The organism is Mycolicibacterium vinylchloridicum, assembly GCF_013404075.1.
Classification (GTDB): Bacteria; Actinomycetota; Actinomycetes; order Mycobacteriales; family Mycobacteriaceae; genus Mycobacterium; species Mycobacterium vinylchloridicum.
Map to the genome: position 1 here is coordinate 84,466 of NZ_JACBJQ010000004.1, position 25,178 is coordinate 109,643.

At 65.6% G+C, this 25,178-nt stretch carries 23 protein-coding genes; 2 read left to right on the top strand and 21 right to left on the bottom strand.

Annotation, left to right across the window (positions count from 1 at the left end):
- Positions 1 to 39: 39 nt before the first annotated feature.
- Positions 40 to 1,275 (top strand): HNH endonuclease signature motif containing protein, encoded by a 1,236-nt coding sequence (locus tag HPC46_RS05265; protein ID WP_179467520.1) that lies wholly within the window; start codon positions 40 to 42, stop codon positions 1,273 to 1,275.
- A gap of 520 nt (positions 1,276 to 1,795) precedes the next feature.
- Here HPC46_RS05265 and HPC46_RS05270 read toward each other — a convergent pair.
- The 17 genes from HPC46_RS05270 to HPC46_RS05350 all read right to left on the bottom strand — a co-directional run bounded on the left by HPC46_RS05270 (position 1,796) and on the right by HPC46_RS05350 (position 19,076).
- Positions 1,796 to 2,068 (bottom strand): hypothetical protein, encoded by a 273-nt coding sequence (locus HPC46_RS05270; RefSeq protein WP_179467522.1) that lies wholly within the window; start codon positions 2,066 to 2,068, stop codon positions 1,796 to 1,798.
- A gap of 1 nt (position 2,069) precedes the next feature.
- Complete coding sequence (locus HPC46_RS05275; RefSeq protein WP_179467524.1) at positions 2,070 to 4,661, bottom strand: WXG100-like domain-containing protein; 2,592 nt, start codon at positions 4,659 to 4,661, stop codon at positions 2,070 to 2,072.
- A gap of 9 nt (positions 4,662 to 4,670) precedes the next feature.
- Entirely contained in the window at positions 4,671 to 4,961 is a 291-nt protein-coding gene (locus HPC46_RS05280) for a WXG100 family type VII secretion target (protein WP_179467526.1), read from the bottom strand.
- Entirely contained in the window at positions 4,954 to 5,259 is a 306-nt protein-coding gene (locus HPC46_RS05285; protein WP_179467528.1) for a WXG100 family type VII secretion target, read from the bottom strand. The genes HPC46_RS05280 and HPC46_RS05285 overlap by 8 nt, the downstream gene beginning before the upstream one ends.
- Before the next feature lie 95 nt (positions 5,260 to 5,354).
- Entirely contained in the window at positions 5,355 to 5,885 is a 531-nt protein-coding gene (locus HPC46_RS05290) for a VOC family protein (RefSeq protein WP_179467530.1), read from the bottom strand.
- Between the two features lie 11 nt (positions 5,886 to 5,896).
- Complete coding sequence (lpqB, locus tag HPC46_RS05295) at positions 5,897 to 7,636, bottom strand: MtrAB system accessory lipoprotein LpqB (RefSeq protein WP_179467842.1); 1,740 nt, start codon at positions 7,634 to 7,636, stop codon at positions 5,897 to 5,899.
- A 23-nt stretch (positions 7,637 to 7,659) separates the two neighbouring features.
- Positions 7,660 to 9,324, bottom strand: coding sequence for an MtrAB system histidine kinase MtrB (gene mtrB, locus HPC46_RS05300; RefSeq protein ID WP_179467532.1), 1,665 nt, complete (start codon positions 9,322 to 9,324; stop codon positions 7,660 to 7,662).
- Between the two features lie 7 nt (positions 9,325 to 9,331).
- Entirely contained in the window at positions 9,332 to 10,018 is a 687-nt protein-coding gene (gene mtrA, locus HPC46_RS05305) for a two-component system response regulator MtrA (protein WP_071947075.1), read from the bottom strand.
- 72 nt (positions 10,019 to 10,090) lie between these two features.
- Positions 10,091 to 10,720 carry a dTMP kinase gene (locus HPC46_RS05310; RefSeq protein ID WP_179467534.1) on the bottom strand — a complete coding sequence of 210 codons (630 nt, stop codon included), beginning with the start codon at positions 10,718 to 10,720 and terminating at the stop codon, positions 10,091 to 10,093.
- Positions 10,721 to 10,753: 33 nt separating this feature from the next.
- The gene (locus HPC46_RS05315) at positions 10,754 to 11,956 is read right to left on the bottom strand and encodes a M23 family metallopeptidase (RefSeq protein ID WP_179467536.1); all 1,203 of its coding nucleotides are present in this window, start codon (positions 11,954 to 11,956) and stop codon (positions 10,754 to 10,756) included.
- A gap of 51 nt (positions 11,957 to 12,007) precedes the next feature.
- The gene (locus tag HPC46_RS05320) at positions 12,008 to 13,558 is read right to left on the bottom strand and encodes a hypothetical protein (protein WP_179467538.1); all 1,551 of its coding nucleotides are present in this window, start codon (positions 13,556 to 13,558) and stop codon (positions 12,008 to 12,010) included.
- A 165-nt stretch (positions 13,559 to 13,723) separates the two neighbouring features.
- Positions 13,724 to 15,184, bottom strand: a complete 1,461-nt coding sequence (gene ahcY / locus HPC46_RS05325) for an adenosylhomocysteinase (protein ID WP_179467540.1) — start codon at positions 15,182 to 15,184, stop codon at positions 13,724 to 13,726.
- Positions 15,185 to 15,287: 103 nt separating this feature from the next.
- Complete coding sequence (alkX, locus tag HPC46_RS05330; protein WP_179467542.1) at positions 15,288 to 15,920, bottom strand: TetR family transcriptional regulator AlkX; 633 nt, start codon at positions 15,918 to 15,920, stop codon at positions 15,288 to 15,290.
- Positions 15,917 to 16,105 (bottom strand): rubredoxin, encoded by a 189-nt coding sequence (locus HPC46_RS05335; protein ID WP_179467544.1) that lies wholly within the window; start codon positions 16,103 to 16,105, stop codon positions 15,917 to 15,919. The genes alkX and HPC46_RS05335 overlap by 4 nt, the downstream gene beginning before the upstream one ends.
- Positions 16,102 to 16,275, bottom strand: coding sequence for a rubredoxin (locus HPC46_RS05340; RefSeq protein ID WP_179467546.1), 174 nt, complete (start codon positions 16,273 to 16,275; stop codon positions 16,102 to 16,104). The genes HPC46_RS05335 and HPC46_RS05340 overlap by 4 nt, the downstream gene beginning before the upstream one ends.
- Complete coding sequence (locus HPC46_RS05345; RefSeq protein ID WP_233716244.1) at positions 16,272 to 17,432, bottom strand: alkane 1-monooxygenase; 1,161 nt, start codon at positions 17,430 to 17,432, stop codon at positions 16,272 to 16,274. The genes HPC46_RS05340 and HPC46_RS05345 overlap by 4 nt, the downstream gene beginning before the upstream one ends.
- A gap of 162 nt (positions 17,433 to 17,594) precedes the next feature.
- On the bottom strand, positions 17,595 to 19,076 hold the full coding sequence (locus HPC46_RS05350) for an amino acid permease (RefSeq protein WP_179467550.1): 1,482 nt from the start codon (positions 19,074 to 19,076) through the stop codon (positions 17,595 to 17,597).
- A 57-nt stretch (positions 19,077 to 19,133) separates the two neighbouring features.
- Between HPC46_RS05350 and HPC46_RS05355 the strand changes: the two genes are divergently transcribed.
- Positions 19,134 to 20,534, top strand: a complete 1,401-nt coding sequence (locus HPC46_RS05355; RefSeq protein WP_325096571.1) for an FAD-dependent oxidoreductase — start codon at positions 19,134 to 19,136, stop codon at positions 20,532 to 20,534.
- Here the strand turns inward: HPC46_RS05355 and HPC46_RS05360 are convergent.
- From HPC46_RS05360 to HPC46_RS05375, 4 genes are read right to left on the bottom strand one after another with little or no spacing between them, the layout of a single operon-like run.
- Positions 20,491 to 21,411, bottom strand: a complete 921-nt coding sequence (locus HPC46_RS05360) for a cation diffusion facilitator family transporter (protein WP_179467552.1) — start codon at positions 21,409 to 21,411, stop codon at positions 20,491 to 20,493. The two genes, HPC46_RS05355 and HPC46_RS05360, sit on opposite strands and share 44 nt — an antisense overlap.
- Before the next feature lie 26 nt (positions 21,412 to 21,437).
- Positions 21,438 to 22,664, bottom strand: a complete 1,227-nt coding sequence (manA, locus tag HPC46_RS05365; RefSeq protein WP_179467555.1) for a mannose-6-phosphate isomerase, class I — start codon at positions 22,662 to 22,664, stop codon at positions 21,438 to 21,440.
- Between the two features lie 7 nt (positions 22,665 to 22,671).
- On the bottom strand, positions 22,672 to 23,745 hold the full coding sequence (locus tag HPC46_RS05370) for a TobH protein (RefSeq protein WP_179467557.1): 1,074 nt from the start codon (positions 23,743 to 23,745) through the stop codon (positions 22,672 to 22,674).
- The gene (locus HPC46_RS05375; RefSeq protein WP_179467559.1) at positions 23,742 to 25,130 is read right to left on the bottom strand and encodes a phosphomannomutase/phosphoglucomutase; all 1,389 of its coding nucleotides are present in this window, start codon (positions 25,128 to 25,130) and stop codon (positions 23,742 to 23,744) included. The genes HPC46_RS05370 and HPC46_RS05375 overlap by 4 nt, the downstream gene beginning before the upstream one ends.
- Positions 25,131 to 25,178 lie beyond the last annotated feature (48 nt).

The following is a 25,178-nucleotide window of genomic DNA, read 5'->3' on the forward strand; positions in this document are numbered from 1 at the left end:
CGGTCCGTTCTTGTCGGACCCTGCTGTCATGATGTGGTTATGTCCTCGACGGCGGTGCTCAGTTCCAAGGAGCGTCTTGAGGTGTTGTTCGGGGAGCTGGCCGAGTTGGCGGGTCAGCGTAATGCGATTGATGGGCGCATCGTGGAGATCGTTGCCGAGATCGATCACGACGGGATCTGGGGTGCTACTGGCGCACGTTCGGTCTCGGCAATAGTGGCGTGGAAACTCGGTATCTCCGCCACGAGCGCCAAAGCGATCTCGGCTGTCGCGCACCGACTCCCGGACTTTCCCCGCTGCAACACGGCTCTGCGCGAAGGTCGGTTGTCGGTGGATCAGGTCGGGGTCATCGCCGAACGCGCCGCCGAGGGTTCTGATGAGCACTACGCCCAACTGGCGTCGGTGGCCACGGTCAGCCAGCTGCGCAAAGCGATCAAACTCCAGCCCCGCCCGAAGCCCGACCACGGTCCCCAACCGGATCCGCCACGCTCGATCACCAAGTCACATGGCGAGGACTCGACCAGTTGGCGGATCACCCTGCCCCACGACGAGGCCGCGACCTTCGACGCGGCCCTGCAGTCCCACAAGGATGCACTGGTCACTGAATTCAAGAACGACCACGACTCCGACGGCTCGAAGAACCCACCACCGTTCCCGAACACCGTGGATGCGTTCATGCGGCTGGTCGAGGCCGGCTGGGACACCGAGGTGGCCCGCCGCCCGCACGGGCAACGCACCACCGTCGTGCTGCACGTGGATGTCGAGCAGCGCGTCGCAGCATTGCATGTGGGTCCGCTGCTCTCCGACGGTGACCGCCAATATCTGACCTGCGATGCCACCTGTGAGGTGTGGTTCGAACGCGACGGCCAACCCATCGGCGCCGGGCGGGCCACCCGCACCATCAACCGGCGACTGCGCCGCGCGCTCGAACACCGCGACGCCACCTGCGCGGTCCCCGGCTGCAACGCAACCCGCGGACTGCACGCCCACCACATCCAGCACTGGGAAGACGGCGGCCCCACCGAACTGCACAATCTCGTGCTGCTGTGCCCCTATCACCACCGGGCGCACCACCGTGGCGACATCACCATCACCGGACCCGCCAACAACCTCACCGTCCTCGACTACGACGGCGAACCACTCACCTCCGCATCACTGGCACGCCCACCCAACCGACCACCACCGAATGTCCCACCATGCCCCGGACCGACAGGCGAACGCGCCCAATGGCGCTGGTACAACCCGTACGAACCTAAAGGGCCGCCGGGTGCGAACTAGGTCCTGTCAGATCTCCAGGCTCTGGTCCGGCCGTACTCGATATGTGATCGCCGGTGTCGCAGGCAGTTTGGAAAGCGTTGCCTCAATATCTTCGGACATGTTCGTCTCTCCTGCGCGCTCGTATTGTCCACAGCGGCAACACCACTACAGTGGCTCGCCGCGTTTGTCACTTGGCACATAGATCAACTGGTCGTCGTGCTGGCGGGCGCGACACTCGTCGACGAACTTCAGAACTGCAGATTGATCAGTTACAAACTCGTCATATTGCCCCGGCCTGAGCCAATATTCCTCGGCGTATTCAACAGGCCCATTACTCACGGGAATCGCAAGATAGTGCCCGCCAGTCTTCAGATCGTTCCCATTGAGTACCTGCGATCTTCTGAAAAATACGTTGGTTCGAAACGTTTCGCCATGTCGCTACGAGTTGGTCCGCGGACACGTATGGACGGTTGTGAGATCCGCTGTTGCGCTGCCCATCTCGAACCAAACTGAAGCCGATACCCGAGCTAATGGCCGGACCTCAGATCGGCGTGCCACGATTCCATCCCGGCTTCTCGATGAGAAGGTCGTCTCGCTCGTGACGACGACAAGAATTGACGAAGTCGAGGGCGGCCGCATGGTCCCGCATAAATGATTCATATTGTTCTTGTGTAAGTCTGTAATACTCTTCGTAGTCAATGATCCCGATGGTCACGGGGAACGATGCATAATAGCTACCCGCTTCCGTGTCCAAACCAAGGGAAAATCTATCTTCCCTGGAGACGTAGGTGTCTTTGAATCGCTCGACCTCCATGTCAACCCTCCGGATCCTTTGAAACAACGGTGACATCGTAGCGGCCGGAAGGCATTCCGCCGCCATCTATAACTGCCTCTGACGAGCCGTCGGGCAGGAACCCACCCGGGATCCAATGTTCGTTGGCACCTGCTTCGTTCCCCGACGGAATTCGGAGACCAACCTCGTCGGGATCAGGGATGTCGATGCGGACGAGTTTCCCTCGTTCGAAGAACCCTTCAGGTAGCCCGAGAGCTCTTGCTAGTGCGCTGCGGTCAGTTACGAACAACTGCGACAGTGAATCAGCCTCGTGCTTGGGCATTACGAATGTGGTGCCGTCAACCTGCCCAAGCCCGTATTTATCGAAGTTATTGAGCGGCATGAATCTGGCTGCGCCGTCGTCAAACTTCTCCAAATGATGCTGGATGAACTCGGGCGACAAGTACTCAGACGGGTCGGGTCGATCGCCCTTGTCCATCGCCAGGATTTCATCGCGCTTCTCGGGACTAATGCCCTGCGGGTCAGAGTCCGGCAGGTCGTCGTGTGGACCTGTTCCATCACCATCGTGATCCCCACCTGGTCCGTGGTCGTCGGGTTCGCCACGCTCGCCACCAGTCCCATGGCTTCCGCCCCCATGATCACCTCCCCTGCCGGGATCGCCCGACCCACCGTGCGAACCTCCGCCATCACCCGCGCCCGGATGCGGCCCATGCCCCACACCGTCGGCAGCCCCCTCTGCACTGTGCGCCCCCACACTCACGGGCACCCGGTCTCCCGCATCACCCATGCCCGAAGACAATCCGCCCGGGGCATGAGCACTTTCTCCGCCCACCGATCCCGCCGAGGAGGCACTCGGCAACGCCGATCCCCCGCCCGTGGATCCAGCGGCCGAGGCACTCGCCGGTGCCTCCGCGACTTGACTCGCCATCGCCTGCCGCTCAGCGGCGGTGGCGGGCACATCCACGACCGAAGGACGCGACTCGCCGGGCACATTCAGTAAGTCCGAAGCACCCGGGTGGCCAGTAGCCACATCGCCGGCAGCACGCTCCGTCGGGCCGGCCGCGCCATGACCTTGAACAGGTGCCGACCTCGGGTCCGCTGCCGTTGACGGGGCAGGCTTCGATGGCGGTGCAGCATCAGGCGCGAGCGGTTTGGCAGGTGCATCGGGCAACGGGCGGGGTGCGCCACCGGCTGGCACCTCAGGTGCATGCACAGGAGTCGGCACCGCGGACTCGGCGCCCTTTGCGACATCACGTGCTACTTGTGGCGCGGCATCGGCAACGCGCGGTGCCGACTTGGCAGCGGCCTCAGCCGCATCGACCGCACCGTGGGTGACCTTCCCCGCCGCGCCGAGCTCACCGCCCGGAACGAGGAGTGTTCCGACATCGAACAGATTGCGGCCCAACGCTTCCGCCGGATCCTTCGTCCACAAGTCCCAGTGGAGAAGTCCCTTGCCGACGTTCTTCCAGGACTCCCCCACTCCGGGGGCACCGTCGCCGCCGGCTCCCACCAGCGGTGCCATCCCGGTGATGGTGTCTTTCCAGTCTTTGAACCAACGATCTGGTTGGGTCATGGCACGCAGCGGACCGTACTTCCAGTTGTCCTTCAGCAGATCTCCCGCTGAACCGAAAAAGCCCTTGTTGACCCGCAATTCAAGGTCGACAAGATGCCCAACCTCAGTCCCGTGCAAGAACTGATTCCACTCCTTGTCGGCGTATTGCTCCATCGTCGAGGCGATGTTCTCTGCTGCCGCCATCGCAGGAGCCAGCTCAACCGCCAACGCTGCGGCCTCGCCCTTGAAGTTGTCGACCACCGTCTTGATGTCATTGGCGATCTGCTCTATCTCGTCCTCGTCCTCGCCGGTCAGGACGTCCCAGACTTCCTTGATTCCAGTCAACGGATCGCAGATCCGGCTCAGCAGATCGATGATGGCCGCGTGCACCGCGTCAATCTTGGTGGCGTAGGCGTTCAGCTGTGAGGCTATCGTGGTGCATTGCGACATGATCTGCACCGCACCGTTGATCGATGCCGCGAACGCCTGACCGATTGCCTCACCCTCGGGAATCTGTTGCCCACCAACTATTCCCAGCGGTCCTGCCGCCGACGTTTCGGTGACCAACAGCTGCGTGCCAGCCACCGTCCACGCGGCTGCGGCCGCCCGCAACTGCGCCGAGTCTCCGTTCGGCCAGATCATGCCGATGTATTTGGCCACCCATCCGAATCCCGCCGGCGCGACATCCCCAGCACCCACCGACGACGGCGGCGACGATGCGGCGATCTTGCCCGAAGCCGGTGGCACCGGGAGCGGCTGCGCCCGACCCGACACGTCTGACTGGGCGTTGGCGAGTGAATAGTTGTGCGCCGAAACGCGCACTCCGTCACCGAGATTCACCAGGCCATTACGGGCAGCGGCGATCGCTTGGACCACCGCTGATGCCGTCGAGTCGTACTTCTGTCCTATTGCCGAGCCGACGGGATCGTTGCCGCACATGCTCCCACAGCCCGACAACGCACCCTCAAGCGTCGACATCGTCAGACCGATGTCCTTGCCGACGTCGATCAGTGCCGAGCCCGCACCGTCAAGGGCGCTTGGATCCACGGAAAGCGGTGGCATACAACCCCGCTAGGACCACATGTTCTGGTTGGTGCTCATCACCCCGGTGTAGTTGCCGTGCGCGGTGTCCCCGACAGTGTGCAACTTGTTGAGAGCTTCCTGCATCAACCCCGCACCGTGTGTCCAGGACCTGTGTGCCTCGGCGTGTGCCGATGCCGCTTCGCCGGACCACGTGATGTGCAGGTTGGACACGGTCGACTCGATCTCGGCAAGAAGGCTTTCAGCAGTGCGCTGGAACTCTGCGATCTCAGCCACGGCTTCGGCCAGTCCTTCGAGGTTCACTGAGAATGCATCAGCCATCGTGGAGCCCCCGCAGTTCCTGTGCACTGGTCTGCTCCTGTGCGGCAAACGTCTTGCCCGCTTGGCCCAGCAGCGCGGCCATGATCTCCAACGCCCGCTCGACCTCGTCGGCCCCGCGATGCCACTGGTTCCACGCCTCCCCGTAGGAACCACCGGCGGTACCCTGCCATCCGGCCAACATCGACGTGACGTTGCCGTCGAGCGCCTTCAACCGCCCGAGCAGATGCTCGGCGGCCCCGGACAGCGACTGGCACGTGGCCGATAAAACAGCCGGATCCACCCGCAACTCTCCGCTCACAGCAGCAAACGCTACTGGCTTGACAGGCTGCCCACAATTCACCCAGCTGACCAGGAGATAATCCAACTTATGCCGAGTAAGTCGAACTTCTGCGGCTACCCGAACAGAGTCCGGATGGGGTCGCTTCCGTCCCAACCGATAGCTGCCGTCCGCACCAATTCACCCATCCCGACCGTTGCCGGGGTCAGCTCCATCAACTCGATGATGGTCGCCGCGCTGCCGGGCGGCGGCTCGAAGTAGGCATAGCGGGCGGTACCGGGTTCACCGCCCGACCAGACGACCTCCCACCCCGCGGCCTGACCGGCCGCGAGCGCGGCGTCGTAGTCCTCGGCCCAATACGCCCACTGATGAAAGCCATCCCCGCCCGCCGAGGTGAACTCGGAGTAGATCGACGGAGCGTCGTTGTCCTGGTGAATGATCTCGATCTGCAGATCTCCACTATTGGCCAGGCCCAATGTCAGCTCGACCGTACACTCACGGCCGCGATAAACCCCGGTCTGCTCGATACCGCGCAGAACATAGAACGGGCCCACCCCCAGTGCCAGAAACTCAGCCAGCGCCTTATCGAAATCCTGCACGATATAACCGATTTGGCGAATCACGCCGGGCAGTACGGGACCGGACACCAATTTTCCTCTCAGCCTGGGAGCACCGGCACCGCGCCGGGTACCAGGAAGGGTCGTACATCGGACCAGGATTGACCGTTGTCGGCGCTGGTCCCCGACAGTTGAAGCACCCCGCGACTATCCGAGACATAGACCGCCGCCGGGTTGGCCGCCACCGCCGAGACCGGCATCACGATGTTGCCGCTGGGCCCGTCGGAGTTGACGCCGTCGAGATTCACATACGAGACCGGGTGTGCGGCATCGGTTCTCGTGACGACGATGTCGTCGCCGGTACGCCACGACAGCGACACCACTGACGAGCCCAGACCGAAGCCGATCTGGCGCGGATACGTCAGCGAGAACTCCCCGGCCGGGGTCACTTCCACACCGGCCAGCACCACCTGCCCGTTGATCACCATCACCGCACGAGTGCCGTCACGGGAAAGCTGCAATTCGGTGATCGCACCGGGGAACCGGGAAGTCACCGCCGCGGAATCCACCGGAATCCGCGCGGGCTGGCCGGACGCCTCCTCCTGGATCACCCGAACGACGCTGATGCCGTCGACCACGACCCACACCGCGTCATCCAAGGCCCACGACGGTCGGGTCAACGAACGCGCGTCGGTGGCTTTCGCCGCGGCCCCACCGTTCGGGCCGATCCACAACGACGACAACATGTCCGGCGCACCAGGCCGCAACACGGTCACCGAGGCGATGTCCTGTCCCGTCCGCGACAGTGCAGCCGACACCTGGGCCGGCATCTGACCGAACATGCCGCGCACCGGTGTCGCCTGCTGTCCGTCGAGCGAGACCATCGAGCCATTGATCAGCGCGTGAACACCGGCTGAAGCGCCGTCGACCGCGCCGGGGTCGGTGGCCGCCACGTCGGTGGTGTTCCAGCCATCGGCGAACCGGTCGTCGAGGGCTGCGCCGTCGGCATTGATCACGTAGGGGCCCTTGATGTCGGCCCGGGCCAGTGTCCAAATTATCTGGGCGGCAAGCAATTGCCGACTATGCGGATCGGTGGTGGTCAGGTTCTCCAGATCGACCTTGGCACCGCCATAGCCCCGCCCGATACCGGTCTTGCCACCGTCGGCGCGGGTCACCGGGCCGATCAGCTTGACCGGTCCCAGCAGATTGCGCACCGTGCGGGCCATCTCGGGCCGGGGTCCCGCGATCAGCTTGGTGATCAGTTCGGTGGCCAACTGGTCGGCATCCGACACCGCGACGTAGCGCGGATCGGGAACCACGGTCTTGCCGGTCGGGTCGACGAAGTACAGGGTGTTGCGCTTATAGGTGGCCTGGAACTGCTGCCAGTCCAGGAACACTCCGTTGGGCAACTTGTTGATCCGCCACCCATCCGGCGTCTGGACCATCTCCAGTGGCCCCGGGTCGGGCAATTGCCCCTCGGCGGTCTCGAAGACACCGACGTCGGACAGCGACCCCAGCATGTCGGCCTTCATCGTGACCGAAACCCGATCGGGAGTTCGGGTTTCGACGAACACAACGTTGTCGATCAGCAACGCGCTGCCCTGGTCGTCCCAGGCATTGGACGCCGCGCCGGTGAGGAACTGGCGAGCAGCCAGGTGCCGGTTGGCCGGATCGGCCGTGGCCTTGAGGAATTCGCGCAACAACTGGTCGGGATCCATTCCCGGAGCCGGCTTCGGCAAGCTCTTCGGCTGGGGTCGCTCGACGGTTCCGATCGCTTGCGGCGCCGACGAATTCGGCACGCCCGCACATCCGCCGGTCAATAACGCCACCACTGCGGCCATCAACAGGACCAGCAGCCGGCTTGTCACACGCTCTCCCCCGCCGGCTCCCGCTGCCGCACCTGGCGCTGATCCTTGCGACTATCATCGCGTTCTGCCGCAACAGGTTTCAGCGGTAGCGGGCTGGTAGTCACCTTGTGTCCGCGCACCAGCGGCAGCGTCAACCGGAAGCACGCGCCCTTGCCGGGCTCGCCCCACGCCTCCAGCCGGCCCTGGTGCAGGCGAGCATCCTCGATGCTGATCGCCAGGCCGAGGCCCGTCCCGCCGGAGCGGCGCACCCGCGACGGGTCCGAGCGCCAGAACCGGCTGAACACCAACTTCTCCTCGCCGGGCCGCAGTCCCACACCGTAGTCGCGAACCGTCACCGCGACAGTGTCCTCGTCGGCGGCCATCCGGATCCGCACCGGCTTGTGTTCGGCGTGGTCGATGGCATTGGCGATCAGGTTGCGCAGGATGCGCTCGACACGGCGGGCGTCGACCTCGGCGATGACCTCGTGATCTGGCAGGTTGACCACCAGCTCGATCCCCGCCTCGTCGGCCAGGTGACCGACATTGCCCAGCGCACTGTTGACCGTCGAGCGCAGATCGACTGCCTCCACGGACAATTCGGCGACGCCGGCGTCGTGGCGGGAAATCTCGAGCAGATCGTTGAGCAGCGTCTCGAACCGGTCGAGTTCGTTGACCATCAATTCGGTGGAGCGGCGCAGCGCGGGGTCCAGCTCCTCGGAATGGTCGTGAATCAGATCGGCGGCCATCCGCACCGTCGTGAGCGGGGTACGCAGCTCGTGGCTGACATCGGAGGTGAACCGGCGCTGCAGGTTGCCGAATTCCTCGAGGTTGGTGATCTGGCGCTGCAGGCTTTCGGCCATGTCGTTGAACGACACCGCCAGCCGGGCCATGTCGTCCTCGCCGCGCACCGGCATCCGCTCGGACAGGTGCCCTTCGGCGAAGCGTTCGGCGATCCGCGACGCCGAGCGCACCGGCAGGACCACCTGCCGCGACACCAGCAGGGCGATCCCGGCCAGCAGCACCAGCAGGACCAGCCCGCCGGTGGCCATGGTGCCGCGCACCAGCGTGATCGTGTTCTCCTCGTTGTTGAGCGGGAAGATGAGGTAGAGCTCGAGATTCGGTACGCGCGACGGGGCGGGCGTGCCGATCAACAGGGCCGGACCGCTGAAGGTCTCGGTGTGCACCGTCGAATACTGATAGCTGACCTGACCCGCTTTCACGAAGTCGCGCAACGACTTCGGGATCTGGTCCACCGGCCCGGCGGCGGTCGCCGCACGCGGGCCATCACCCGGGACCACCAGCACCGCGTCGAAGGTGCCGGCCAGGGCGGCCCCTGACGACTGACCGGTCTTGGAGATGAGGGTGTTGCGGGCCAGCTGCAGGCTGCTGTCCAGCGAGCGCGCCTCTTCACCGCTGACCGTCCCGCTGACAGTGTTGCGCGCCCGATCCAGTTCCTCGGTGGCCGCATGCACCTTCACGTCGAGAACCCGGTTCGTGATCTGGCTGGTGAGCACGAAGCCGAGCGCAACGATGACCGCCGCCGACAAACCCAATGTCAGCACGACCACCCGTAGCTGCAGGGAGCGGCGCCAGATCAGCCCCAGCGCTCGACTCAGCGCACTCGTGCCCCGAACCAGTGGGCCCGAACGCCCCCAGGGACCGCGAACACGAGCTCGAATCATGACCAGATCACGGAGGTCCGGCCTTGTAACCCACTCCTCGAACGGTCAGCACCACCTGCGGGTTCTCCGGGTCCTTTTCGACCTTCGCCCGCAACCGCTGGACATGCACGTTCACCAAACGGGTGTCCGCGGGGTGCCGATATCCCCACACCTGTTCGAGCAGCACATCACGAGTAAACACCTGCCGCGGTTTACGTGCCAGCGCCACCAGGAGGTCGAACTCCAGCGGTGTCAGCGAAATCTGCTCACCCTCGCGCGTGACCTTGTGCGCGGGCACGTCGATGTCGATATCGGCGATCGAGAGCATCTCGGCCGGCTCGTCCTCGTTGCGCCGCAGCCTCGCGCGGACGCGCGCCACCAGCTCCTTGGGCTTGAACGGTTTCATCACGTAGTCGTCGGCGCCGGACTCCAGGCCCAGCACCACGTCCACCGTGTCGGTCTTGGCGGTCAGCATGACGATCGGTACGCCGGAGTCCGCGCGCAGCACACGGCACACGTCGATGCCGTTCATGCCGGGCAGCATGAGGTCCAGCAACACCAGATCGGGACGCAGCTCTCGCACGGCGGTCAGCGCCTGCGAGCCGTCGCCGATGACCGCAGTGTCGAAACCCTCGCCACGCAACACGATGGTGAGCATCTCGGCCAGCGATGGGTCGTCGTCGACTACGAGAATCCTTTGCCTCATGGTGTCCATGGTGTCACCGAATTGGGACAAACCCCGGCTACCACACGGGCGAGTTGCGACATTTCCGCTGCGTGGGGGTCCCTAGGACGTGAGGGAGGCCGCCAAACCCGCCGGATCGACGTCCGGAGCGACGATCGACCACGGCCCGGCCCAGTTAGCAGCACCCAGTTCGGCGTACACCGCACCGGTTCGCCGCTGCAATCCGTCGTCACGTTCGTAGGCGTCGCGGGAGCGGTCGGCCTCCTGCTCGGCGCGCTGTCTGGCCCGCTGGGCGGCCAATTCCACCGAGGCGTCGAGCAGGATCTGCCGGTCGGGCTTGGGCAGGCCGAACCGGCCGTATTCGAGGTCGCCGACCCAGGCCACCGCCTCACCAGAGGCGTCCTGGTGCAGGCGGGCCGCACTGTAGGCGGCGTTGGAGGCGACATAGCGGTCCAGGATGACCACATCGTGCTCGCGACTCAGCGCAGCGATCTGGTCGATGGCCCCGGCCCGGTCGAGCGCGAACAGTGTCGCCATCGCATACACCGAGGAGGCCAGATCACCGTGGCGGCCGTGCAGCGCCTCGCTGGCGAGATCGGCGTGGATCGACTGTCCGTAGCGCGGGAACGCCAGCGTGGTGACGGACCTGCCGTCGGCCTCGAAGGCCCGCTGCAGACCAACGGTCAGCGTGCGCTTGCCCGCACCGTCCAGTCCCTCGATGACGATGAGCACGCGGGCAGCCTAGCCGGGACTACCGCGCCGGGACTACCGCGTGAACGTGACCAGATTCTGGTCGAGCACCATCTCGTCGGTGTGATCGGCACGAGTGGCATCGGCCACCAATGCCAGCGGCACGCCGGTGGCTTCGGCCGCGTCGAAGGCACCGGTGCTGGCCACCTGGCCGGTCGTGGTGAATTTGTCGTACAGGTAGGGCAACCCCTGGGCGGCCAGCGGCGACGGGCCGTCCATCACATGCACATGGAGATGGGGCGCAACCGAATTGCCGGAATTGCCGACCAGTCCGATGACGTCACCGCGCTTGACCCGGTCCCCCGATTTCGGTCGCACGCTGCCCGGCTGCATGTGGGCGTAGTTGACGAAGAAGCCGTTGCCGATGTCGAGGACGACGAAGTTGCCGTCGGCCTCGTCGAGCCCGATGTCGGCGGGGTAGGTGCCGGGGGTCTGCTCGGGCAGATCGTTACGGGTGCCGACGACGGTGCCGTCGGCCACGGCGTAGATCTCCTTGCCGAAGATCTGATAGCTCCTGGGATCCTTCGGGTCGCCGGTGAAGATCCGGTTCTGCGCGTCGGCCTGCTCGAAGTCGACGGCGTAGCGCTGCGCGAGGTACAGCTGGCCGTTGATCGGCAGCACCGCCCGGGTATGCCGGGGCGCGTCGCAGCAGCCGTCGGCTCCGACATACCGCTCCCCGATCAGCGGCGCCGACAGCACCGGCAACGTGCGCCGGTCCACCGTCGTGGGCGCCAGCTGCTCGGTCTGCTGCTGGCCGGCCGGCGGCAACGCCGCCGCGGTCAGCTCGATCCGATGCGTGAGTTGGTGCGGGACTTGCTTGTCGTCGGCCAGCGGCACGTGCATGAACACCGTGGCGGCTTGGCCGGGCTCCAGCACGTTGGTCGCGGCCTTGGCGCCGGCGGGATACACCCGGTGTTGCAGCGACCCGGTATCTCGCTCACCGATCTGCTTGCCGTTCGCGGCGTCGAGCACCGCGACGTCTTTGATCGTCAGCTCACCGCTGGTGAAGTTGGTGACCGACAGCTCGTACACGAGGTGCGTGAGGCGGTCGGATCCCTTGAACGGAATCGGCGCGAACGGCACCGAGCCGACGAGGGGGGTAATCGCGGCGGCCACCGGCGACGGCGGCGAACTCTGTGTGGAGACGGGCGATTTCCCACCACACCCCGCGATGACGAGCAGCACACCCAGTGCCGCAACACAACCGAGTCTGCGCACAGCTCACGATCCCACGCGGAAACGAGATTTGCGCGCTGACCCGATGACGCCTCAGGTGTTCTTGCTGATGATGTCGACGTAGTACTTGCCGGTGCTGTCATCCCTACGCAGCGCGTAGATCTTTCCGCCGGCCTCGGCCACCGTGTAGACGTAATCGCCAAGCTTGACGGTGGCCACCACCTTGTTGGTCGCCGGGTTGTACACCTTCACGGCGCCGTTCGCTGTGCCCTCAGGAAGAGAGTCGTAAGAGTTGATGTAAACCAGCCCGTCCGACCCGACCGCATTGAAAGTCGCCCTGCCATTGTTGCCGAGCGCCAACGGAATTGACGAAACAGCACCGGTGGTGGCGTTGATCACGTAGCGGGGTGTGTAGACATGCCCGGCATCGGCCACGAAGCGCGTTCCATTCAAATAGAACGTCGAAGTGCCATTGCTGATCGCGACGGGAGTGCCGACGACGCCGCCCGCCCCGACCGTCGCGACCCCTTGGGTGGAGTTGGTGAGGGAGCCGACCAGGAAGACCACGCCGTTGGGTCCGCCCGCCAGGGCGGGGCCATCCCGGTAGGCCAACGCGGTGCTGAGGATGAAGCTACCGAGAATGGCCTTGGTCGCGGTGGCCGTCGCGGGATTGATCGTCCACAGCGCGGGCTTGTAAGTGCCGTCGTCCAAAGTGCTGCTCGAGGCGAAGACCCCGGCGCTGGTCGCCACGAGCGAGACGTCCGAGGTGGCCCCGAGCGGGATCGTCTTCACCACGCCGGTGGCGCTGACCATGATCACCGGGCGGTCGGTGCCCGAGAAACCGGTGAGGTAGACATTGGTGTCGCTGCCGACGCCGGCGACGATGTTGTAGGTGCCGGTGCTGTTCTCGCCGTAGGTGAACTGGGCGGGATCGAGTGCGACCGTGGAGTACGTGCCGGCACCGTCGGAGGGATAGATCTGGAGCTCCGCCCCAGTAGTGGTTCCGCCGGCGCTGTAGGTCAGGGACAGGGCGTAGATGCGCCCGTCGGGGCCGACCGTCATGGGCGGCGAGGTGACGCCATGGCCCGCGCTGAGAGGGATGCTGCCGGTCACCTTGTAGTCACCGGAGCCCTGGCTCGACCCGGGGCCACGGAACAGCTTGGTGATCTGGTTGATGATCGCCTGGGGTATGGCGAGGATCTGCTTGATGAGGTTTGCCACACCGTTGAGCAGCTGCTGAATGGGATTGGCTGCCGCAGTAGCGCGGGAAATGGCGGACACGTCGGCAGTGACGGGTGCGCTCAGCGCCGCCGCATTCGGCGTGCTCGCCGCCGCGGTACGCACCGCGGCGGCCGGGGCTGGCGCAGCGGCCGCGCGAACGCTTGCCGGAAGACTCGCGGCAGCCAGCGGCGTGACCGTGACGCGCTTGGGTTTGGGCTTGTTGGCAGCGCTCTTGGCGGGGCCGGCCTTGACGCGATTGGTGTGGCCGGTTCCCGCGCTCTGCGCGTTGTCCGCCTTTGAAGTGTTAGCGGGGCCCGCCGTGCCGGTGTCGGCGCTGGCGGCGGCTGCACCGCCGACTGCCACTCCCAGCCCGGCCGCTACTGCCAATCCGCTGAACCACAGAACGTTCTTGTTCTCCGTCATGGTGCCCCCAAGGCAGACATCTGGCAAATTAACCGGCTGGTAAATCTCTGCGAGATAGCTGGGAAATTACCACATGTGTGGGGATCCAGTGAAGGGTCGGTTTTCACCGGAAACGACCGCGCCGAGTGCGCGCACAGAGCACACACTCGGCGCGATGCCGGTCGATCAGTAGCGGTAGTGCTCCGGCTTGTACGGGCCTTCGACGTCGACACCGATGTACTCGGCCTGGTCCTTGGTGAGCTTGGTCAGCGTGCCACCGAGAGCCTCGACGTGGATCCGGGCCACCTTCTCATCGAGGTGCTTGGCCAGCCGGTAGACCTCGTTGTCGTACTCGTCGTTCTTGGTCCACAGCTCGATCTGAGCGATCACCTGGTTGGAGAAGCTGTTGCTCATCACGAACGACGGATGGCCCGTCGCGTTGCCCAGGTTCAGCAGCCGACCCTCGGACAGCACGATGATCGACTTGCCGTCCGCACCGAAAATCCACTCGTCGACCTGCGGCTTGATATTGATCCGCGTGGCACCCGAGCGCTCGAGGGCGGCCATGTCGATCTCGTTGTCGAAGTGGCCGATGTTGCCGAGGATGGCCTTGTCCTTCATCGCCTTCATGTGATCGAGAGTGATGATGTCCTTGTTGCCGGTCGAGGTGACGACGATGTCGGCGTCACCGATGGCCTGCTCGACGGTCACCACATCGAAGCCGTCCATCAGCGCCTGCAGCGCGTTGATCGGGTCGATCTCGGTGACCTGCACGCGTGCGCCCTGGCCGGCCAGCGACTCCGCGCAGCCCTTGCCCACATCCCCATAGCCGCAGATCAGCACCTTCTTGCCGCCGATCAACACGTCGGTGCCGCGGTTGATGCCGTCGATCAGCGAATGGCGGGTGCCGTACTTGTTGTCGAACTTGCTCTTGGTGACCGAGTCGTTGACGTTGATGGCCGGGAACGCCAACTCACCGGCGGCGGCGAACTGGTACAGGCGCAGCACACCGGTGGTGGTCTCCTCAGTCACGCCCTTGACCGACTCGGCGATCTTCGTCCACTTGCTGTCGTCCTTCTCGAAGCTCTTGCGGACCAGCTCCAGGAAGACCTTCCACTCGGCGGAGTCGTCGTCCTCGGCGGGCGGAACCACGCCGGCCTTCTCCCACTGCGCCCCGCGCAGCACCAGCATCGTGGCGTCGCCGCCGTCGTCGAGAATCATGTTGGCCGGCTCGCCCTCCCAGGTGAGCATCTGCTCAGCGGCCCACCAGTACTCCTCCAGCGTCTCGCCCTTCCAGGCGAAAACCGGGGTGCCGGTGGGCTCTTCGGGGGTGCCGTGCGGGCCGACGACGACGGCCGCGGCCGCGTGGTCCTGGGTCGAGAAGATGTTGCACGACGCCCAGCGCACCTGAGCACCGAGAGCGACCAGCGTCTCGATCAGAACAGCGGTCTGCACGGTCATGTGCAGCGACCCCGAGATCCGCGCACCTTTGAGCGGCTGGACGTCGTGGTACTCGCGACGCAGCGCCATCAAGCCGGGCATCTCGTGCTCAGCGAGCCGGATCTCCTTGCGGCCGAACTCGGCCAGCGTTAGGTCGGCGACCTTGAAGTCGATGCCGTTGCGCACATCGACGGTCAGTTCAGACATGTAGAGCCCCTATTCGTTCGTATTGCCGATAAGCGCGCGACGCGCGCTGGCGACACCCTCAGCCTGCGGGCTCGCGGGACAGGCGCGTGATGCGCTCTGACAGCTAAGGAATATCGATAACACCGTATCGTTCGGCGAACGGCGTCATCAATCGGGCCAGGTCTAGGGCCACATCGTGGTCGGCTTCGGGTGGCATCGAGACATAACTCAGAGCCAGCCGCACGATCGCGCGGGCCAGCACACCCGCATCCTCGGCGCTGGCACTGACCCAGCTGGTCATGAAGGCGTCGGTGAGGCGCGCCGACGCCCGCGTGATGATCGGTGCGCTGTCGGTGGTGATCATCTGCAGCAGGTCGGGTTTCGCGACGCCGGTCAGTAGCGAGATGACCAAAGGGTCGGCGGCCGACTCGGTGAAGAACAGCCGGAACCCCTCGGTGAACGCGGCGAGGACATTGCCGACGTTGGAGGAGATCGCATCGCCGATGGCGTCCACCAGGCGATCGGCCAGTCGCAGCGCATAGCCCTGCGCGAGTCCCTGGCGAGAGCCGAATTCGTTGTAGATGGTCTGACGGCTGATCCCCGCAGTGCGCGCGACATCGGTGAGGGTGATCGCCGACCAGTCCTTGGTCAGCAGCTCTTCCCGCATCGCGTCGAGCACCGTCTCCCGTAGTAACGCGCGGGAGGCCTCGGGATAGGGAACCCGAGGCCTCTTCACATGCGCGACTGTAATGGTCACGGCCTCGCGACTTCCACCATCTCGAAGTCCGACTTCGCCGCGCCGCAGTCCGGGCAACTCCAGTCCGCCGGGATGTCGTCCCACCGGGTGCCCGGAGCAATACCGTCCTCCGGCCAGCCCTTGGCCTCGTCGTACTCAAACCCGCACTGCACACAGATGAACAGTTTGTAGTCCTGCTCGCTCACTGCTTGACACCCATCTCTTCGAAGTCAACTTTTTCTCGCACCCCGCAGTCGGGGCAGCACCAGTCGTCCGGTACTTCGGTCCAGGCGGTCCCGGGCGGAAAGCCCTCCCGCGCAGCACCTTTCGCCTCGTCGTACACGTAGTCACAGATCGGGCACCGGTAGGAGGTCATGCCACCGCTCCATAACGGGCCAGGATCTTCTCCCGCCGGCGCGGATCGACGTTGACCTTGGTGATGTCACCGTCGTAGTGCTCGAGCACCCGGTGGTCCATCATCCGGCGCCACACCCACGGGAAGTACGTCACGCCGATCAAAGTCGCGTAGCCGCTGGGCAATTCGGGCGCCTCGGACATACTGCGCAGCGTCTGATAACGCCGGGTCGGGTTGGCGTGGTGGTCACTGTGCCGCTGCAGGTGATACAGGAACAGGTTGGTCACCAGATGGTCGGAGTTCCAGCTGTGCTGCGGTGAGCAGCGCTCGTAGCGGCCGTTCTCGTTCTTCTGGCGCAGCAGCCCATAGTGCTCCAGGTAGTTCACCGATTCCAGCATCGAGAATCCGAACACCGCCTGGATGATCAGGAACGGAATCAGCGCGGGGCCGAACACCGCGATGAGCGCACCGAAGAGCACCACCGACATCAGCCAGGCGTTGAGAACGTCGTTGCCCAACCAGGTGCGCGGATCCCACGGGCTCTTGCCGAGGCGGCGGATGCGCGCCGCCTCGAGTGTGAGTGCCGATCGCGCGCTACCAAACACACTGCGCGGCACGAACTCCCAGAACGTCTCCCCGAAGCGGGCCGATGCCGGATCCTCCGGGGTGGCGACGCGGACGTGATGGCCGCGGTTGTGCTCGATGTAGAAGTGGCCGTAGCAGGTCTGGGCAAGCGTGATCTTGGACAGCCAGCGCTCGAGGGCGTCCTTCTTGTGTCCGAGTTCGTGCGCGGTGTTGATGCCCGTTCCGCCGAGCACGCCCACCGACAGCGCCAGACCGATCTTGGCGAACCAGCTCAGCGAACCCTCGTAGCCCAGCCAGCTCAGGTTCGACGCGGTGAACATGTAGGCGCCGAAGATCAGGCTGAGGAATTGGAACGGGATGAACGCATACGTGCAGTACCGGTAGTACTTGTCGTTCTCCAGGTACTCCATCAGCTCATCCGGCGGGTTCTGGCCGTCGCGGCCGAACTTCAAGTCCAGCGACGGCAACAGCACGTAGATCAGGACCGGCCCGACCCAGAAGAACACCTGCGATGCTGCGGTCCAGCCGAATTGGTTCAGGCCCCAGACGACCGGCAGCACCACGAACAGCGCGGTCGGCGCGATCAGGCCCATCAGCCACAGATAGCGCTTCTTGTCACGCCAGTGCGCCGACGACGCGGATGCGGCGGGGGCGTCCAGTTGAGACGTCACGACAGTTACCTCCAAGTCACGTTGATGACTTGACTATAGAGGCGATTTTGTCGGGTGTCTAGACAAACAGCATTGTTTTGTAAATCAGCGGGTCGTGGCCGCCTCCCGCTGGCCGAGCACCGAATGCCGGCGGCCGTAGAGCAGGTAAAACGCCACCCCGATGGCCATCCAAACGCCGAACCTGATCCAGGTCAGCCCCGTGAGGTTGAGCATCAGCCATCCGCAGGCGGCGATCGAGAGGATCGGCAGCCATGGGACCAGTGGGGCCCGGAAGCCGCGTTCCAGGTCCGGCCGGGTGCGGCGCAGCACGATCACACCGGCGGAGACCAGGATGAACGCGAAGAGGGTCCCGACGTTGACCATCTCCTCGAGCTTGGAGATCGGGAAGACTGTGGCCGCGACGGCGATCAGCACCGCAACCAGCACGGTGATGCGCACCGGTGTGCCGTGGTCCCCGGTCTTGGCCAGCTCGCGCGGCAGCAGCCCGTCCCGCGACATCGCGAACAGCACCCGCGAGAGCCCCAGCACCAGCACCATCACCACGGTCGTCAGGCCGGCCAGTGCCCCGACCGAGATCACCTTGGCCGCCCAATCGACCCCGTTGAGCGCGAATGCGGTGGCCAGGTTGGCGTGGCCGTCCTGCGCCTTGTCCCGCAACTCGGCATAGCTGACCATGCCGGACAGCACGACCGACACCGACACGTAGAGCACTGTGACGATGGCCAGTGACGCGAGAATGCCCCTGGCGACATCGCGCTGCGGATTCTTGGTCTCCTCGGCCGTCGTGGCCACGACGTCGAATCCGATGAACGCGAAGAACACGATCGACGCGCCGGCCAGCACGCCGTACCACCCGTAGTGACTGCTCTCGGCGCCGGTCAGCAAGGAGAACACGGACTGGTTGATGCCGGATCCCGACCCGCCCTTGCCGGATTCCGACTCCGGGATGAACGGGGAGAAGTTGGCCGCCTTGACATAGAAGGCGCCGACGATGACGACGAGCAAGACGACCGCGACCTTGATGGCCGTGATGACCGCCGAGAAGTTCGCCGACAGCTTCGTGCCCAGCGCGAGCAGCGTGGCGACCACCACGACGATGAGCAGTGCGCCCCAGTCGAAGTCGAGTGGGCCGATAGTAATCACTCCCCCGGAGAACCCGAAGACCGTACCGAGGTAGCTCGACCAGCCCTTGGCCACCACGGCCGCGCCGACCGCGAATTCCAGGATCAGATCCCAGCCGATGATCCATGCCATGACTTCACCGAACGTCGCATAGGAGAACGTGTAGGCACTGCCGGCCACCGGCAGTGTCGAGGCGAATTCGGCGTAGCACAGCGCGGCCAGACCGCAGGTCACCGCGGCGATGAGGAACGACACCGAGATGGCGGGGCCGGTGATGTTGCCGAACGTCGACGCGGTCACGGTGAAGATGCCGGCGCCGACGACGACGGACACGCCGAAAACCGTCAGATCCCACCAGGTCAGATTCTTGCGAAGCCGGGTGCCCGGCTCGTCGGTGTCCAAAATGGATTGCTCCACCGACTTCGTCCGCCAGTTTCGGGTCATCCGCATTCCCCCCTAGTACCCCGGTTAGCAGGTGTTCGAGCAGGGTACGTCGAAGACGTGCGACACCCCGGCGAATCCGTGCTGCGCGAACACGCGATCGTCATCGGGGCCAGCATCGCCGGACTATGTGCCGCCCGGGTTCTGTCCGACCACTACGACCACGTGACGGTCTACGACCGCGATGCACTGCCGGAGTCTCCAGGCCACCGAAGCGCAGTCCCCCAGGACCGTCACGTACACATCCTCATGGCCCGCGGCGCCTCGGAGTTCGAGGCCTTGTTTCCCGGCCTGCTCGACGGCATGGTCGCCGCCGGCGTCGCCAAACTCGAGAACCGCCCCGACGGCATTCACTTCGGCGCCGCCGGTCATGTGCTGGGCACCGGGCATACCTTGCGCCGCGAGTTCACCGCCTACGTGCCCAGCCGCAAGCAGTTGGAGTGGCAGATTCGCCGCCGCGCCGCGGCACTACCGAACGTCGAGATCGTGCACCGCGACGTCAACGCGCCACGCTTCGACGAGGAGCGCGACGGGGTCACCGGCGTCATGCTGTCGGCGTCCGGCCAGAGCGAGTTCGTGGCAGCCGATCTCGTGGTCGACGCCTCGGGCCGGGGCACCCGGTTACCCGCATGGCTCGATGATTGGGGGTTCGCGCGGCCGGAGGAAGAGACCGTCGACGTCGGAATCGGTTATGCCACACAGCAGTTGCACATCCCCGATGGACTGATCGCCGAGAAGGTCGTCGTAGCCGGGGTATCGCGCACCCAGCGCGCAGGACTGGGCATGCTGTTCTACGAGGACGGCACCTGGGGGTTGACGACGTTCACCGTCGGCCACACCACAACGCCGCAGACACTCGACGAGATGCGCGCTGTCGCCGACGCGGTTCTGCCTGCGCCGCTGGCCGCCGCGATTCGGCAGGCTGAACCGTTGGGCGACATTGCCTTTCACCGCTATCCGGTCAGCCGCTGGCGCCGATACGACAAGCTCCAGCGGTTTCCCGCCGGCATTGTCCCGTTCGGCGATGCGGTCGTGAGCTTCAATCCGACGTACGGACAGGGCATGACGATGACCGCACTGCAGGCCGGTCATCTGCGCCGGCTACTGGCCTCCGGTACCCGCCGTCTGGCCTACGACCTCGGCCGCGCCACCGCCAAGACCACGTACCCGGTGTGGACGATGAACGCGATCGGCGACCTGACCCTGCACGGCACCGACGGCCCTGCCCCGTGGTGGTACCACCCGGTCGGCGCGCTGTTCGACCAGTTCCTCGGTGCCGCGGAAAGCGATCCTGTTCTGGCGGAATGGTTTCTGCGCCGCTTCAGCCTGCTCGACAGCCTGTACATGGTGCCGCCCGCACGCATCATCGGCCGGACGATCCGGCACAACATGTCGGCGTGGTGGTCGCAGCGGCGCACTAGCGGGCCAGTGCGCGGTCCAGATCCGGTTCGAGGTAGATGACCTGGGCGGCGGGCACCGCTGCCCGCACAGCCGCCTCGGCATTGTCGATTGTGGCCGCGACGGTGGCCAGGTCTGTTTGGGCGGCGAGCGCGATCTTGGCTCCGACCAGCATCTCCTCCGGGCCGAGGTACTGCGTGCGCAGGTGAATCACCCGGTCGATGTTAGCGGTTCGCTCCAGTGCGGTGCGGATCGCCTGGCCTTCGTCGGCGGTGGCCCCCTCGCCGATCAGCAGGCTGTGCATCTCGACCATCAGGATCACCGCGATCACACCGAGCAGCACACCGATGAACACCGTGCCGATACCGTCCCATACCGGATTGCCGGTCAGGATCGTCAAGCCGACGCCGGCGAGCGCGAACACCAGACCGACCAGCGCCCCGGTGTCCTCGAGCAGCACCACCGGCAACTCGGGGCTACGCGAGCGGCGGATGAACTGCCACCACGTGCTCTTGCCTTTCAGCGGCCGTGATTCCACCATCGCGGTGCGAAAGCTGTACGACTCCAACCCAATTGCCACCACCAGGATGACCACTGCGACAAGCGGTGAGGTGAGCGGTTCGGGGTGACTGATCTTGTGATAGCCCTCGTACAGGGCGAAGATCGAGCCGAGCGTGAACAGCACCAGGGCGACGACGAACGAGTAGAAGTACCGGCTCCGGCCGTATCCGAACTGATGCAGGCTGTCGGGCTGCTTGCGTGCCTCACGCTGACCGAACAGCAGCAGTCCCTGATTGGACGTGTCGGCCACCGAGTGCACCGACTCGGCCAGCATCGACGAGCTGCCGGTGATGAGGTAACCGACGAACTTGGCGGCCGCGATGCCCGCGTTGGCGGCCAACGCCGCCAGGATCGCCTTGGTGCTGCCCTCGGTCGACATCCGTTGTCCTCCCTAGGCCCGGTTTTTCAAAGGCCAACCGTAGCCCGAAACAGCTTGGACGGCGCGGCCGCCTCCAGCCGGATCGGCCCGTCGTCGGCGGCCACCCAGGCCGCGGACCCGCGATCGAGCACCACCACATCGGATTTTGCGCGCACCACCACCGAGCCCTCGGTGCAGACCAGGATTTGCGGACCGTCGTGGCGGGACGGGGCATCGATCTCGTGGCCAAGGTTGTCGCCGTCGAGTGAGAGGACGCAGGTGGCGAACTCCTCGGCGGGGGTGTCGTACACGACTTCGATGCCATCACGGTGGGTGGGCGTACGCAGCGTCGCCTCGTCGGCGGGGGTGAAGTCCAACACCCGCAGCAGCTCGGGGACGTCCACGTGCTTGGGAGTCAGGCCGCCGCGAAGCACGTTGTCGGAGTTGGCCATTACTTCCATACCCATGCCGTGGATGTAGCTGTGCAGGTTGCCGGCCGGCATGAACAATGCCTCGCCGGGGGCCAGCGTGATCCGGTTGAGCAGCATTGCGGCCAGCACACCGGCATCACCGGGGTAGCGCTCACCCAGCTCCAGAAGCGTCCTGGCCTCGGCGGCGAATTCCGTTTCACCGGAGCGCACATAGGCCACCGCGCCATCGAGCACGGCAGGGATCAGCACGTCCAGGTCGGGTTGCGGGGCGGTGATCCAGGTGGTGAACAGCGCGCGCAGACCGTCGGCATCGGGCTGACCGGACAGCAGCGCGATGAACGGGTCGAGGTCCGATACCGCCAGTGCCCGCATCAGCTCGACCGAACGGGCGGCGGGCCGGAACCCGCCGAGGGCGTGGAATTCGCTCAGCGCCACCAGCAATTCGGGTTTGTGGTTGCGGTCCCGGTAATTGCGGATCGGCGAATTGAGCGGCACACCAGCGCGGTCTTCCCGGGCATAGCCTTCGACGGCTTGTGCGGCACTCGGATGGGCCTGCAGCGAGAGCGGCTCCTCGGCCGCGAGCACCTTCACCAGGAACGGCAGGACGTCGCCGAAGCGGCCCCGCACCGCAGGGCCCAACTGACCGTCGGGGTCGGCTTGCACGGCGTCCAGCAATGACTTCTCGCCGTCCGGGGTTTCCAGCCATGCCGGATCTCCGGGATGAGCGCCGAACCACAGCTCGGCCTCTGGGTGTGCCGTCGGCGATGGCCCTCCGGTGAATTCCGCTATGGCCGTCCGAGATCCCCACGCGTAGGTACGGGTCGCCCCTCGTAGCAATTCCACGCCGAAGTTATCCCCCCACCAATCTCAAGTAAACCGCCGCCATCTGCAGCCGCACGGCAAGCGTCGCGAGCTGTTGCTCGGCTCGCCCGGTGACGGGAACCGCTCCCGCCTCCCCGATGTCTTCGACCCCCACCAGATCGACATCGTCCAATCCGCCGGTCCGCGCGGCGATCACCGCGCGCTCGGTGTCCAGGGCCAGCGCCAGCACCCGCGGTCCCCTGGCCAACGGGCCGTCCAGCTCCTCGTCGTGGAACAGCGCGTCCACGGGGTCGCCGAATTGGGTTGTGACGCCGGTACGCAAGGCGACCAGTACATCGGACAGACCGGCTGCTGCGACGGCCTTGCCGGCCAGCCGCAGGAGCACCGCCGCGGCATGGCGGGCCAGCGCCAGCGTGGCGGCACCGTCGCCGGCGAGCACCACCTGCCGGCCGGACATTCGCTCGGCCAACGCCTTTGCCGGATTGGTGAACACCTCTCGGCTGGCGCTGTTGCGCAACGCCTCGGCGTCGAGTTCGTCGGCCAGGGTCGAAAGGTCGGTCTGCAGAGCGGGATCCACGGCCTGCAACGCGGCCAGCCCGACCGCCAGATAGCGGCTCAGCGCGAATTCGTCAGGCGCCCACAACCGCGGTTCGAGCACCGCCGCGCGTCCGGCGGTAGCGTCGCGCAGGGGCCCTTCGTACGGTGCTGCCACAACGACCCGGGCCCCACGCCGAACCGCGGTCGCCGCCGCAGTCACCAGTGCCGGATCCCCGGCATCGTCGCCGGCCACGACGAGAACGTCCAGGGGCCCTATCCAGGGCGGAGATTCGGACGCCACGACGATCGGCTCACCAGCCACCCCACTGAGCGTCGCAGCCAGCATCGCACCGGCACTCTCGGCCGCGCCCCGGCCTGCCACCCAGATCACGGTTCGCGGCCGGTGGTCGCCGGCCACCGTCGCCAACCCGCCCTCGTCGACCGCCGCCGCCGTCGCGCGCACCTGGGCGCCGGCCATTGCCGCCGCCCGCAACAGTCCGTCGCGGTCGGCCTCCAGCAGACCCTCGGTGTCGTCGAGATCGAGAGTGGCGTGCGCGGCGCTCACGGCGCCTCGCCCGGTTGAGCCGCGATGTCGTCGGAGACCCGGCGAACGATCTCGTCGATCTCGTCCGAGCTGCGGGCCTCGACGTTGAGACGCAGCAGCGGTTCGGTGTTGGAGGTGCGCAGGTTGAACCACGCACCTTCACCGAGGTCGACCGTGACGCCGTCCAGGTGGTCCAGCGAAACAACCTGGTTACCAAAGGTTTTCAGCACCGACTCGACACAGGCTGGCGCGTCGACTACGCGGAAGTTGATCTCGCCGGAGGCCTCGTAGCGCTGATAATTCGCCATCAGTTCTGACAGCGGACGATCCTGCTCGCCGAGTGCGGCCAGCACATGAAGGGCGGCCAGCATGCCCGAGTCCGCACCCCAGAAGTCCCGGAAATAGTAGTGCGCGGAATGCTCGCCGCCGAAGATCGCGCCGGTATCGGCCATCAGCGCCTTGATATAGGAGTGGCCGACCCGCGAACGCACGGGGGTGCCACCGCGCTCGATGACCAGCTCGGGAACCGCCCGCGACGTGATCAGGTTGTGGATCACCGTCGCACCGATCTCGCGGCTGAGTTCACGCCCCGCGACCAGTGCGGTGACCGCCGACGGCGAGACGGGCCCGCCCTTCTCGTCGACGACGAAGCACCGGTCGGCGTCGCCGTCGAATGCGAGTCCGATGTCGGCGCCGGTCTCCACCACGAACTTCTGCAGATCAACCAGGTTCGACGGCTCCAGCGGGTTGGCCTCGTGGTTGGGGAACGACCCGTCCAGTTCGAAGTACAGCGGCAGCACCGTCAGTGCCGAGATCGGCCCGAGGACCGCAGGCGTGGTGTGCCCGGCCATCCCGTTGCCGGCGTCGACCGCCACCCGCAGCGGCCGCAGTTCAGCCAGTTCGACCAGCGAGCGCAGGAAGTCGCCGTAGTCGGCCAGCACATCTTGATCGCGAATCTCGCCGGGCGTGCCGTCGTAACCAGGCACACCGGCGATGACCTCGTCGCGGATCAGCGCCAGACCGGTGTCCTCGCCCACGGGCTTGGCACCCGCGCGACACAGTTTGATGCCGTTGTAGGCGGCGGGATTGTGGCTCGCGGTGAACATCGCGCCCGCGCAGCCGAGAAATCCGGACGCGAAGTAGAGCTGATCGGTGGACGCCAACCCGATACGCACGACGTCGAGACCTTGCGCGGCGACACCTTCGCCGAACGCCTTGGCCAGTGCCGGCGAACTCTCCCGCATGTCGTAACCGATGGCCACCCGCTCGCCACCCTCGGCCCGGATCAGGCGCGCGAACGCCGCGGCGACATCGGTGACGAAGTCCTCGTCGATCTCCTGGCCGACCAGGCCTCGCACGTCATACGCCTTGATCACACGGCGGACCGCGTCGGCGGGCCTCGACATTGGCGGATCTCCTGACCGAGAGGGACTCTTGGCCGCCAGCCTATCTGT

What these genes read in the sequence shown, in the direction of transcription:
- HPC46_RS05265 (WP_179467520.1), top strand. Translation starts at nt 40, where the DNA reads ATGTCCTCGACGGCGGTGCTCAGTTCCAAGGAGCGTCTTGAGGTGTTG.
- HPC46_RS05270 (WP_179467522.1), bottom strand. Translation starts at nt 2,068, where the DNA reads ATGGAGGTCGAGCGATTCAAAGACACCTACGTCTCCAGGGAAGATAGA.
- HPC46_RS05275 (WP_179467524.1), bottom strand. Translation starts at nt 4,661, where the DNA reads ATGCCACCGCTTTCCGTGGATCCAAGCGCCCTTGACGGTGCGGGCTCG.
- HPC46_RS05280 (WP_179467526.1), bottom strand. Translation starts at nt 4,961, where the DNA reads ATGGCTGATGCATTCTCAGTGAACCTCGAAGGACTGGCCGAAGCCGTG.
- lpqB (WP_179467842.1), bottom strand. Translation starts at nt 7,636, where the DNA reads ATGGCCGCAGTGGTGGCGTTATTGACCGGCGGATGTGCGGGCGTGCCG.
- mtrB (WP_179467532.1), bottom strand. Translation starts at nt 9,324, where the DNA reads ATGATTCGAGCTCGTGTTCGCGGTCCCTGGGGGCGTTCGGGCCCACTG.
- mtrA (WP_071947075.1), bottom strand. Translation starts at nt 10,018, where the DNA reads ATGGACACCATGAGGCAAAGGATTCTCGTAGTCGACGACGACCCATCG.
- HPC46_RS05320 (WP_179467538.1), bottom strand. Translation starts at nt 13,558, where the DNA reads ATGACGGAGAACAAGAACGTTCTGTGGTTCAGCGGATTGGCAGTAGCG.
- ahcY (WP_179467540.1), bottom strand. Translation starts at nt 15,184, where the DNA reads ATGTCTGAACTGACCGTCGATGTGCGCAACGGCATCGACTTCAAGGTC.
- HPC46_RS05340 (WP_179467546.1), bottom strand. Translation starts at nt 16,275, where the DNA reads ATGACCTCCTACCGGTGCCCGATCTGTGACTACGTGTACGACGAGGCG.
- HPC46_RS05345 (WP_233716244.1), bottom strand. Translation starts at nt 17,432, where the DNA reads ATGGGCCTGATCGCGCCGACCGCGCTGTTCGTGGTGCTGCCGGTCGTC.
- HPC46_RS05350 (WP_179467550.1), bottom strand. Translation starts at nt 19,076, where the DNA reads ATGACCCGAAACTGGCGGACGAAGTCGGTGGAGCAATCCATTTTGGAC.
- HPC46_RS05360 (WP_179467552.1), bottom strand. Translation starts at nt 21,411, where the DNA reads ATGTCGACCGAGGGCAGCACCAAGGCGATCCTGGCGGCGTTGGCCGCC.
- HPC46_RS05375 (WP_179467559.1), bottom strand. Translation starts at nt 25,130, where the DNA reads ATGTCGAGGCCCGCCGACGCGGTCCGCCGTGTGATCAAGGCGTATGAC.